This window comes from Marinactinospora thermotolerans DSM 45154 (assembly GCF_900167435.1).
Lineage (GTDB): Bacteria > Actinomycetota > Actinomycetes > Streptosporangiales > Streptosporangiaceae > Marinactinospora > Marinactinospora thermotolerans.
The window spans coordinates 21191-32582 of record NZ_FUWS01000005.1; the positions used below are offsets into that span (position 1 = coordinate 21191).

The following is an 11392-nucleotide window of genomic DNA, read 5'->3' on the forward strand; positions in this document are numbered from 1 at the left end:
CTCGGACGAGGTTATCCGGACGCGGGCCCGGGCGTGGACAGCACGAGCGTGCGGCACCGGTCAACGGCGCCTTTTCCACGGCCCTCCCCCGGACCGTCACCGCCCGGGGGAGGGCCCCGTCACGCTCACGGACCCGACAGTGCCGGATCGGCGCCGTCCGCGGGAGGCGGGGGAGCCTCGCCCGCGGGGGTCTGCGGCGCGGAGCCCATGGTGCTGTCGTTGAAGGGCATGTAGGGGTCCACCCACGGGAAGGCGACGTACCACAGGAACGCCGCCAGGGCCGCGGTCAGCCCCAGGAACAGCAGGAACTTCACCGGCCGGGGGCCGGGCAGGATACGCCAGATCAGGCCGTACACGTTCGGCTCACCCCTCGTCAGCTCTGCTCGGGCGCCATGTCGGCGATGTTGTCGGGCATGCCCTGGTCCTTGGGCCGGGTCTCGGTCAGCTCGGCGTGGACCACCAGTCGGTGGGCGTTTTGCAGCTTGGGGTGACAGGTGGTGATCGTCAGCAGCCTGCGCGAGGGGTCGTCGTTCTCCGGGTCGAAGGGGTCGGCCTCGACGACGCGCCACTGGTCGGGCGTGACCACCTCGGTCGCGATGACCTCGTAGGTGTAGAAGTTCCCGGCGTCCTCGACGACGATGTCGTCACCCTCGCCGAGCAGGTCCAGGTCCCAGAAGATCCCGGGGGTCCGGTGTCCCGCGACCGCGTAGTTGCCCACCTGGCCGGCCTGGGCGGAGTGCTCGTAGTGCCCGGGGCTGTAGCGGATGTCCTCGACCCCGGTCCCGTTGACGACGACCCAGTTCATGTCCAGTTCGGGGATGTAGAGCCGGCTGTTGGCCGACCCCGGCAACGGCTCGGAGTCGGGTCCCTGTGGCTGCTGCCACTGCTCCTCCAGCCCCTGGGCGAGCTGCGCCTGCTCCCGGTCGGTCTCGAACTGCTTGCCGTAGACCTGGTAGGCGGCGAAGAAGAGCATGATCAGGCCCGCCGTGAACAGCAGCTCCCCGAAGGTGCGGATGACACCGCGCACGACGTCGCCCACGGTGGGAGCGGCACGGCGGCGCCGGTTCCCCTTCCTACCGTGACCGCGCGTATCGCGCCGGCGCCGGCCTCCCCTGCCGTGCGACCGCCGTTCGGTTGTGGAAACCATGTGACCTACCCGTGGTGACGACCCTGGCCGGGCCGCGTGCCATCGGGGGCGGCAGCGGGACCCGGTACGCGGGTGTGACGAGATTCGGACCTCGGCTGAGTGTGCGGGGACACGACCGCCCCGGGGATTCCTCCACCCGTGGACCAAATGCCGTGTTCCGTCCCAGGGAGGGTACCGCGCCACGCCGCGCCCGGGCAGCCAATGCGGCGCAATCGGCGCGCGTCCCCGCGCGCCGACAACAGGCCGGGGCCGGGGCGGATCCCCGCGCCCCGGCCCCCGAATCCGCGATCCGGCCTGCTCAGGCCATCATCTCTTCGTAGATCTTCTTGCACTCGGGGCAGACCGGGAACTTCTTGGGGTCGCGGTTGGGCACCCACACCTTGCCGCACAGCGCGATCACCGGATTGCCGGTGACGGCGCTCTCGGTGATCTTGTCCTTCTGCACGTAGTGCGCGAACCGCTCGCGGTCGCCCCCGTCATGCGAGGTGTCCGGACGGGTCTCGCTGTCCGGAAGCACCTTGTTGAAGACGTCCATCATCGCCATAGTGCGCTCAACTCCTCCTACGTCCGGGTTCCACGGTATCCGGCCGCGCGACCGCGGTCAGTTCAACGACGGGTCGTCCGGGAACGTCGATACCAAGGCGAGATCCCCGCCCTGGCGGCGCAGCACCCGCGCCCACAGCGACTCCGGATCGGCGCAGAACACGTCCTCGACCTGTGCCGCTACGAGATACCAGGCCCCTTCGCGGATCTCGTCGAGAAGCTGGCCCGCGCCCCAGCCCGCGTACCCCGCGAAGACGCGCAGCGGGCCGACCCCGACCGCTCCGGCCGGGGAGGCGTCGAGGTCGACGGTCCCCACCCCGGCGATCGGGAAGGCCGCCCCCGTGGGGCCCAACGGGCTCCACCCGGGCGGCCGGGACCCGCTTGCCGACATCCCGAGCGCGAAGCCCGCGTCGGTCCCCACGGGACCGCCCATGAACATCACCCCGGGCTCGCTCGCGTAGGCGCCCCACTCCTCCAGCACCTCGGCCACGGGCAGGGTGGAGGGGCGGTTCACGACGACCCCGAGAGTCCCCTCCACGGGGTCGTCGTCGAGCACGAGGACCACGGCACGCCGGAAGTTGGGATCCTCCAGCAGTGGCGTCGCCACCAACAGCTGACCGACGAGGCTCGGCGAATCCATGTCCCCCTCATACCCTGCGCCCGTGACGGCCATCCGCGCCGCCGCGCCCGGGACGGGCGGCACCCCGCACGTCAGATCTGGGCCTGGCCCTCGCGCTGCGCGACCTCGCGCACCGCCTGGGCGACCCGCTGCGACAGGTCCTGGTGGAACACGCTCGGGATGATGTAGTGCGGTCCCAGCTCGTCGTCGGTGACGACGGCGGCCAGCGCGTCGGCCGCGGCGACCATCATGTCGGAGTTCACGGTGCGGCTCTGGGCGTCGAGCAGGCCCCGGAACACCCCGGGGAAGACGAGCACGTTGTTGATCTGGTTCGGGTAGTCGCTGCGACCGGTCGCGACGACGGCGGCGTGCAGGTGGGCGATCTCCGGGTCGATCTCGGGGTCGGGGTTGGCCAGCGCGAAGATGATCGAGTCGTCGTTCATCTCGGCGATGTCCTCGCCGTCGAGCAGGTTGGGCGCTGAGACGCCGATGAAGACATCGGCACCGCGCACCGCGCCCTTGAGGTCGCCGGCGTAGCCGTCGGGGTTGGTGTTGGCGGCGATCCACTCGAGGTTGGAGTCGAGGTCGGCGCGGCCGCGGTGGACCGCCCCGTGGATGTCGCAGACGACGATGTGCTTGGCTCCCGCGTGCATCAGCAGCTTGAGGATCGCGGTCCCGGCGGCGCCGGCGCCCGACATCGTGATGCGGACGTCGCCGAGCTCCTTGTTCACGACGCGCAGGGCGTTCTTCAGCGCGGCGAGCACGACGATCGCGGTGCCGTGCTGGTCGTCGTGGAACACCGGGATGTCCAGCAGCTCGCGCAGCCGGGCCTCGACCTCGAAGCAGCGAGGCGCGGAGATGTCCTCCAGGTTGATGCCGCCGAAGCCGGGGGCGATGACCTGGACGGTGCGGACGATCTCGTCGACGTCCTGGGTGTCCAGCGCGATCGGCCAGGCGTCGATGTCGGCGAACCGTTTGAACAGGGCGGCCTTGCCCTCCATGACCGGCATGGACGCCTCGGGGCCGATGTTGCCCAGCCCCAGCACGGCCGACCCGTCGGTGACGACCGCGACGCTGTTGCGCTTGATCGTCAGGCGGCGGGCGTCCTCGGGGTTGGCGGCGATGGCGGAGGAGACGCGCGCCACACCCGGCGTGTAGGCCATGGAGAGCTCGTCACGGTTGCGCAGCGGCACCTTCGACTTGATCTCGATCTTGCCGCCCAGGTGCATGAGGAACGTCCGGTCGCTGACCTTGTGGACGGTGACCCCCTCGATCGCCCCGAGGGCGTCGACGATCGCCTGCGCGTGGTCGGTGTCGCGGGCGGCGCAGGTGACGTCGATGCGGATCTTCTCGTGACCGGCGGAGGTGACGTCGAGCGCCGTGACGATACCCCCGACGTGCTCGACCGCGTGGGTCAGGCTGCTGACCGCACTGCCTTGTCCGTCCAGTTCCAGGCGGACGGTCATCGAGTAGGAGACGCTGGGAAGGGTGGCCACGAAAAGCTCCTCATGTTCACGGATGTGCGCGCTGGGCGCACCTTCATGGTGCCACTACCAGCGCTTGACCTGCGCGACGACCACCGTAGCGGGCATTCCATGACACTTCGGTTCCGCCCCTCGGACGTCTGTTTCCGCCCGTCGGGCCGCCCTGAGTGAAAAGCGACACACTCCGGCGCTACCCCTCGCCGGCCCGCTCACGGGCGAGCCGTTCGACGACGTCCACGCAGGTGTACAGGGGGACCGCGGTGGAGTCGAGGACCAGGTGGTACAGGCTCGGCTCGGCGGCGTCGGCCCGGTAGAAGCGCTGGACGTAGGCCGCCCGGGCCCGGTCGTTGTCCTCCAGCTCGCGCATCGTCGGCGGGCGCCACTCGGGTTCGTCCCCGACACGGCCGCGCATCAGCGCCTCCTCGTGCGCGGCGTCGCGCATCGCCGCGGCCTGCTTCAACCGCCGTTCCTTGGGGCCGTCCAGGCGGACGTGCAGCGCCGTGGGGTGCCTGGCCAGCAGGATCGCGGCGGCGCGGCCGAGCACGACACCGCCGACCCTGCCGACGGCGCCGATGAGCTGTTCGGTGTGGGCGACGAAGTCCCGGTCGTGGAGCAGCCTCCCATCGGCGTCGCAGACCCCCGCGAAGGTCGTGTCGGCGCCGCGGAGGAGGTCGCCTCCCGGAACCCGGCCCGCGCTGGCCAGCAGGCGGCCGATGCCCGTGGGCGCCCGGTCGTCGCGGGCCAGCGCCTCCGCCAGCGTGCACCCGATCCGGCGGGCCACCGCGCTGGGGATCGCCCGGTCCAGGAAGGGCACCTCCAGGCGTTCGGCGACGGCCGGGGCGACCAGGCTGCCGCCCGCTCCGTAGGTCGCGGAGATGGTCACCACGCAGGTCATCAGACCACCGCCTCGGTAGGACCCGGGCTCCTTCTGCCCAGGTCCTACCCCCTATCCCCGCGGGTCAGACCGGTGGCGCGGGTCCGCGCGCGACCGCGCCCCCGCGAACCGGCCCCGGTGCTTAGAAGAGCGCGGAGGTGAGGGCGCGGCGGGCCTTGGCCACCCGCGGGTCCCCCGGCGGCAGCACCTCGAACAGGCCGAGCAGGTGGGTGCGGGCGCGGTCGCGCTCCTCGTCGCGGGTGCGCCGGACGGTCTCGACGAGACGGGCGAAGGCGTCCTCGAACTTGCCCCCGTACATGTCGATGTCGGCGACCTTGCACTGGGCGTCGACGTCGGCGGGGTCGTCGGCCGCGGCCTTGCGCACGGCGTTGGCGTCGAGCCCGTGGACCCGGGCGATGAGCCGCACCTGGGCGAGCCCGGTCTTGGCGGTCTCGTCGCCGGGGTCGGCTTCGAGCAGACGGGTGTAGACCTGCTCGGCCGCCGCGTAGTCACCGCGCTGGACGGCGGCGGCGGCCTCGGCCTGGGCCGAGGAGCCGGACGGTTCCTCGGGCTGCCCGGGCGCCTCCTGCTCCCCCAGCCCGGTGTAGTCCTGCGGCAACACCCCCTGTTGGCGCAGACCCTCGAAGATCTGGGAGAGCCACTCGCGCAGCTGTTCCTCCGTCGCTCCACCGGTGGGCCCCGGGACGACCTGGCCGCCGATGACCATGGCGACCATGGGCACCGTCGGGGCGCGCAGCGCCTGGGCGAGCTGCGGGGTGGCCTCGGTGTCGATCTTGGCGAGGAACCACTGGCCGCCGGCGCCGACGGCCAACCGGTCGAGGGCGGCCTCGACCTGCTTGGCCTGTTCGGACCAGTTGGCCAGGACCGCCAGGACGACGGGGGCGCGCAACGACCGTTCGAGGACCTCGGTCTGGAAGTTCTCCTCGGTGATGTCGATCGCGTAGGGGTTGGCGGTACCGGAGGACGCCTCGGCCTGCCGTTTGGCCTCGCGTTCCAAGGCCGCCTTGCGAGCTCCGAGGTCGACCGCGCTCTGCATGGAGAAGTCCGAAGGCTGCATGTGTCCCATCCTGCCGTATTCGACGCGGGCCCGCCCAACGCCGCGTGGGGCCCGGCCCCTCGGCGTCCCCCTTCCCCTCAGGAGCGCGACATCCCTCCGTCAATGCCGTCACTCCCGGCGACCGAATGCGACACTGGGTAATCATTCGGTTGTGCCTACCGGAGGATCGCATGCCCAGTTCGTCCCCGTGGAGCCGAGCCGGTCTGGTGGCCGTCGCCTGCGCGACCGCGCTGGCCACCGGAGGCCCGGCGGTCGCCGCCGCGCCGGGGACACCCTCCGCTCCCCTGCCGGGCGAGGAGGGGGGAACCGGAGGACCGCCGCCCCTGTTACGGCCCGCACTGGACCACCACGGTCGCCGATGGCCGGGTGTGGCGGGTCCACGGGCGGTACTGCCCCGACTGGGCCCCCGACAACCGCGTCCCCGTGCACGCCCGTCCCACGCCCGACAGCGAGGTCCTCGACCATCTCGACGTCTTCGCGGAGTCGTGGTTCCACTGTCAGGAACGAGGAGCCTTGACGCGCCTGGGTCCGGCGTCGAGCACCTGGTGGGCGGCCGCCGAGTCCCCCGGACGGGTCCGCGGCTGGGTCAGCCAGGTCTACTTCCGTGGGGCGCCGGACGACACCCCCGACGGTGGCCTGGAGTTCTGCCGCGCCGACGACCGGCGCGGCATGTCCCGGACGGTGCCCGATCCGGTCCCGGTGGCCGTCCCCTGGCGCCACGCCGGGGGACGGTGAGGGGCGCCGGGGTCAGAAGCGGGGGTCCTCGGTGTAGGTGCCGAACTCCTCGCCCATCGTCGCGCAGATCTCGCCGAGCGTCGCCTCGGCGCGGACCGCCTCCATGATGAAGGGGATCAGGTTGGGCCGGCCGGGGTCGCGCACCGCCGTGAGCAGGGAGGCCAGCGCGGCGTCGACGGCCGCGCCGTCGCGCTCGGCCCGGCGCCGGGCGAGCAGCCGCCGCTGTTCGCGTTCGACCTCGTGTCCGACCCGGAGGATCTCCAGCTCGCCGGAGACCGTGCCGGTGTGGCAGTTGACCCCGACGACGCGCTTGTCGCCCTTCTCGACCGCCTGCTGGTAGCGGAAGGCCGACTCGGCGATCTCGGAGCTGAACCAGCCCTCGGCGATGCCCGCCAGGATGCCCGAGGTCATCGGTCCGATCTCGTGCTCCGCCTGCTCGCCGCCCCCCATCCGCAGGATCCGTTCGAAGATCCGCTCGGCCTCGGCCTCGATCCGGTCGGTCAGCGCCTCGACGTACCAGGAACCGCCGAGCGGGTCGGCGACGTTGGCGACGCCGGTCTCCTCCATGAGCACCTGCTGGGTGCGCAGCGCGATCTCGGCCGCCTGTTCGGTGGGCAGCGCCAGCGTCTCGTCCAGCGCGTTGGTGTGCAGGGAGTTGGTGCCGCCGAGTACGGCCGCCAGCGCCTCCACCGCCGTGCGCACGACGTTGTTGTAGGGCTGCTGGGCGGTCAACGAGACGCCGGCGGTCTGGGTGTGGAAGCGCAGCCACTGCGCCTTGGGGCTGGTGGCGCCGTAGCGGTCGCGCATCCAGCGGGCCCAGATACGCCGGGCGGCGCGGAACTTGGCGATCTCCTCGAAGAAGTCCACGTGGGCGTCGAAGAAGAACGACAGGCCCGGCGCGAAGGTGTCGACGTCGAGCCCGCGGGACAGGCCGAGTTCGACGTAGCCGAAGCCGTCGGCGAGGGTGAACGCGAGCTCCTGGGCGGCCGTCGCGCCGGCCTCGCGGATGTGATAGCCCGACACCGACAACGGTTTGAAGGCGGGGATCTCGGCGGCGCAGTACTCCATGAGGTCGCCGATGAGGCGCAGGTGCGGCTGCGGGGGGTACAGCCACTCCTTCTGCGCGATGTACTCCTTGAAGATGTCGGTCTGGAGGGTCCCGTTGAGCGAACCGGGATCGACGCCCTGGCGTTCGGCCGCGACCAGGTACATGCAGAACATCGGGACGGCCGGCCCGCTGATCGTCATGGAGGTGGTGATCTCGCCGAGGGGGATCCCGTCGAAGAGGACGTCCATGTCGGCCGCCGAGTCGATGGCCACACCGCAGTGCCCGACCTCGCCGAGGGCGTGCGGATCGTCGGAGTCGCGACCCATCAGGGTGGGCATGTCGAAGGCGACGGAGAGCCCACCGCCCCCGGAGGCCAGGATCATCTTGTAGCGCTCGTTGGTCTGTACCGCGTTGCCGAATCCGGCGAACTGGCGGATGGTCCAGGTGCGTCCCCGGTAACCGGTGGGGTGCAGTCCCCTGGTGAAGGGGAACTCGCCCGGCCAGCCGATGCGCTCGAAACCGGGGATCACGGCCCCTTCGGGCGGCCCGTAGACCGGTTCGACCTCCTCGCCGGAGAGGGTCGTGAAGTCCGCGTCCCGTTTGCGAGCGGCGTCGTAGCGCGCCTGCCAGCGGGCGCGCCCCGCCTCGATGTCCTCAGCCATACGCTAATAGTAGGACTTCCTACTAAAAGTAGGTAGTAGGACGTGCAAGGAAATGCGACGAGCCCTCAGACCGCCCCGGATCCCGCACCGTCCGGGAAGTCCCCGAAGCCGACCCGCAGCTTCCTCAGCGCCACGTGCAGCTCCTGTAGCTCCTCGGCGGAGTAGCAGTCGAGTCCGAAGTCCATGGCGAGCAGGTCGCGGGTGGCGTGTTCGACCACCTCGCGCCCCTCGTCGGTGATCTCGGCCAGGGTGCCGCGGCCGTCGCTGGGGTTGGGGCGCCGCCGGACGAACCCCTGACGCTCCAGGCGGTCGATGGTGTTGGTGACGCTGGTGGGATGGACCATGAGCCTCTCGCCGATCTTGCCGAGCGGAAGCGCTCCCGTGGAGCTGAAGGTCAGCAGCACCAGGGCCTCGTAACGGGCGAACGTCAGCCCGTAGGGCTTGAGGGTGGCGTCGAGCTGGCCGATGAGGATCTGCTGCGCCCGCATGATCGAGGTGACCGCGGCCATCGCGGGCGAGGGACCCCAACGGTGCGCCCAGTTCTCGTGAGCGCGTTCGATCGGGTCGAACGGAAGGTTCAGCGGGTTTCCCACAGGCACACTGTATCGATCCACCGGCATGGGATAGCTCCCCCGCGATCGTTCAAGCCCTCGCGCCGGCCGACTTCGGCCAATGCGCCGGGGGAATCCCCGCCAGGGCGGTCCGCCCAGCTCACGCGCCCATCACGACGGGGAGTCGGCCCATCACCCACGGCGCCCACGGGAAAACCCCCGAACGCTCATTGACCCTCCGAGAAACTAATAGTTAAGTTTCCTAAAAATTAGAAGCACCGGCTCAGGAGGGCTCCATGCCCATTGCGCGCCGGTCGGCCGAGGAGGCACCGCAGTGCCGCGGACCGCCTCGCCGCCCCACCTCACGTCACCGAACGGTGTCCACCCGCGCCACTCCTCCGCTTCCGGTGATCCCCGGACCGCCGGATTCCCCGCACCCACTCGCGAAGCAGGAGACGTACGAACGTGAGAAGCCCCCGCAAACGATGGCTCGTGGCCGCAGCCGCCGCGCTCCTCGCCCTACCCACCACGCTGACGGCCGCCCCCGCCGCCGCGGCCCCCTCCGACGTCACCGTCGTCTACACCGAAGGCGATCGCTGGAACACCGGCTACAGCGGCCAGTTCACCATCGCCAACGCCTCCTCCGCCCCATTGACGGACTGGACCATCGAGTTCACCCTGCCCGCCGGCGCCAGCGTGACCAGCCTGTGGAACGCGACGATGCGCCGTTCCGGCAGCACCTACGTCTTGACCCCGCCCTCCTGGGGCGCGCCCGTGCCCGCCGGCGGGTCCTACGGCATCGGCTTCAACGGCGCGTTCAGCGGAGGCGAGACCGCCCCGGTGACCTGCACCATCAACGGGGCTCCCTGCGCGGGCGGCGCCGGGGAGGACGACACCACCCCGCCGAGCGCGCCCAGCGGACTGCGGGCGACCGACGTCACCTCCACGTCGGTCACGCTCTCCTGGAACGCCGCCCAGGACAACGTCGGCGTGGCCGGCTACGAGGTCCTCCAGGGCGGGGAGGTGGTGCGTTCGACCGTCGGCACCGCCACCACCGCCACCGTCGGCGGGCTCTCGCCCGACACCGAGTACTCCTACTCGGTACGCGCCTACGACGCCGCGGGGAACCGCTCGGCGGCCAGCACCCCGATCACGACGCGCACCGGGGAACAGGGCGGCGGCCCCGGCCCCGCCGCAGAGGTGCGGGTCGGCTACTTCACCCAGTGGGGCATCTACGGCCGCGACTACCTGGTCCAGGACATGGACCGCAGCGGGACCGCCGAGAAGCTGACCCACATCAACTACGCCTTCGCCAACGTCTCGGCCGACGGGCAGTGCTTCCAGGCCAACCAGGCCGGTGTGGGTGACGCCTACGCCGACTACGGCCGCTCCTTCGGCGCCGCCGACAGCGTCGACGGTGTCGGGGACACCTGGGACCAGGCGCTGCGCGGCAACTTCAACCAGTTGCGGGAGCTGAAGGAGAAGCACCCGCACCTGAAGGTGAACATCTCCATCGGCGGGTGGACCTGGTCGCGTCACCTCTCCGACGCCGCCCTGACCGACGCCTCCCGCGAGCGTGTCGTGCGCTCCTGCATCGACATGTACCTCCGCGGCAACCTGCCGGTGATCGACGGCGCCGGCGGACCGGGGTCGGCCTACGGCATCTTCGACGGCATCGACCTGGACTGGGAGTGGCCCGGCTCGGAGGGCCACGAGCACAACACCGTGCGACCCGAGGACAAGGAGAACTTCACGGCGCTGGTGCAGGAGTTCCGCGACCAGCTCGACGCCCTTGAGGCCGAGACCGGACGCACCTTCGAGCTGACCTCGTTCATGCCCGCCGACCCCGAGAAGATCGACGCCGGCTACGAGGTCGCCGAGATCATGCCGAACTTCGACTTCGTCACCGTGCAGGGCTACGACTTCCACGGGGGCTGGGACAGCGCCACCGGTCACCAGTCGAACCTGCGACTGGCCGAAGGGGACCCCGGGCCCCGGCTGTTCAGCTCCGAGATCGCGGTGGACGCCTGGATCGAACGCGGCGCCAAGGCGGAAGACCTCGTGCTCGGCGTGCCCTTCTACGGACGCGGTTGGAGGGGCGTCTCCGCCGGGCCGGCGGGCGACGGGATGTTCCAGCCGGCGAGCGGGCCGGCCCCGGGAACCTATGAGGCCGGGATCGAGGACTGGAAGAAGCTGAAGAACCTTCAGGGCTATGAGCTGTACCGCGACGACGCCGCAGGCGCCGCGTGGCTGTACAACGGCGACACGCTGTGGACCTACGACGACGAGACGTCGATGGCCCAGAAGGCCGACTGGGCGCAGGAACGCGGCCTCGGCGGCGTGATGGTGTGGTCGGTGGACGGCGACGACGCGCAGGGCAGCCTCATGGCCGCCTTGGACCAGGCACTCGACAACTGACGGTTTCCTCCCGACCGGATCCGGGCCCCTTCCTCTCGGATCCTCGGCGGCGGTCCCGGTGCGGCGGGACCGCCGCCCCCTTTTTCCCGGTGCCGCTATCGATCCATTCCGCTCTCTGTCAAGACAGATCGATGGCCGGTTACGGACGTTGTGCGTAGCACCATTCCCGGACCACTCCATTGACCCCGGAAAAAACTAATAGTTAAGTTTCCTAAAAATTAGCGCCCCGCTCA

The 11392-nt window shown here is 70.7% G+C and carries 11 protein-coding genes; 2 read left to right on the forward strand and 9 right to left on the reverse strand.

Annotation, left to right across the window (positions count from 1 at the left end):
- Positions 1–125: 125 nt before the first annotated feature.
- From B5D66_RS10050 to B5D66_RS10080, 7 genes are all read right to left on the reverse strand, one after another.
- Positions 126–356 (reverse strand): hypothetical protein, encoded by a 231-nt coding sequence (locus B5D66_RS10050; RefSeq protein WP_078761419.1) that lies wholly within the window; start codon positions 354–356, stop codon positions 126–128.
- 17 nt (positions 357–373) lie between these two features.
- Entirely contained in the window at positions 374–1147 is a 774-nt protein-coding gene (locus B5D66_RS10055) for a class E sortase (RefSeq protein WP_078761420.1), read from the reverse strand.
- Between the two features lie 298 nt (positions 1148–1445).
- Positions 1446–1682, reverse strand: coding sequence for a DUF3039 domain-containing protein (locus B5D66_RS10060; RefSeq protein WP_078761702.1), 237 nt, complete (start codon positions 1680–1682; stop codon positions 1446–1448).
- A gap of 66 nt (positions 1683–1748) precedes the next feature.
- Entirely contained in the window at positions 1749–2330 is a 582-nt protein-coding gene (locus tag B5D66_RS10065; protein ID WP_078761703.1) for a YqgE/AlgH family protein, read from the reverse strand.
- A 71-nt stretch (positions 2331–2401) separates the two neighbouring features.
- Complete coding sequence (locus B5D66_RS10070) at positions 2402–3805, reverse strand: NAD-dependent malic enzyme (RefSeq protein ID WP_078761421.1); 1404 nt, start codon at positions 3803–3805, stop codon at positions 2402–2404.
- A gap of 178 nt (positions 3806–3983) precedes the next feature.
- Positions 3984–4688: a cytidylate kinase-like family protein gene (locus tag B5D66_RS10075; RefSeq protein WP_078761422.1), complete on the reverse strand. Its 705-nt coding sequence runs from the start codon at positions 4686–4688 to the stop codon at positions 3984–3986.
- A gap of 121 nt (positions 4689–4809) precedes the next feature.
- Positions 4810–5745 (reverse strand): tetratricopeptide repeat protein, encoded by a 936-nt coding sequence (locus B5D66_RS10080; protein ID WP_078761423.1) that lies wholly within the window; start codon positions 5743–5745, stop codon positions 4810–4812.
- Positions 5746–6111: 366 nt separating this feature from the next.
- Between B5D66_RS10080 and B5D66_RS10085 the strand changes: the two genes are divergently transcribed.
- Positions 6112–6480 carry a hypothetical protein gene (locus B5D66_RS10085; protein WP_078761424.1) on the forward strand — a complete coding sequence of 123 codons (369 nt, stop codon included), beginning with the start codon at positions 6112–6114 and terminating at the stop codon, positions 6478–6480.
- A gap of 12 nt (positions 6481–6492) precedes the next feature.
- On the opposite strand, the gene B5D66_RS10090 is transcribed toward B5D66_RS10085, so the two are convergent.
- Both B5D66_RS10090 and B5D66_RS10095 read right to left on the reverse strand, forming a co-directional pair.
- Positions 6493–8190 carry a coenzyme B12-dependent isobutyryl-CoA mutase large subunit gene (locus B5D66_RS10090; protein WP_078761425.1) on the reverse strand — a complete coding sequence of 566 codons (1698 nt, stop codon included), beginning with the start codon at positions 8188–8190 and terminating at the stop codon, positions 6493–6495.
- Positions 8191–8255: 65 nt separating this feature from the next.
- Positions 8256–8783: a MarR family winged helix-turn-helix transcriptional regulator gene (locus B5D66_RS10095; RefSeq protein WP_078761426.1), complete on the reverse strand. Its 528-nt coding sequence runs from the start codon at positions 8781–8783 to the stop codon at positions 8256–8258.
- A 423-nt stretch (positions 8784–9206) separates the two neighbouring features.
- On the opposite strand from B5D66_RS10095, the gene B5D66_RS10100 reads away from it, so the two are divergent.
- Positions 9207–11159 carry a glycoside hydrolase family 18 chitinase gene (locus tag B5D66_RS10100; protein ID WP_078761427.1) on the forward strand — a complete coding sequence of 651 codons (1953 nt, stop codon included), beginning with the start codon at positions 9207–9209 and terminating at the stop codon, positions 11157–11159.
- Positions 11160–11392 lie beyond the last annotated feature (233 nt).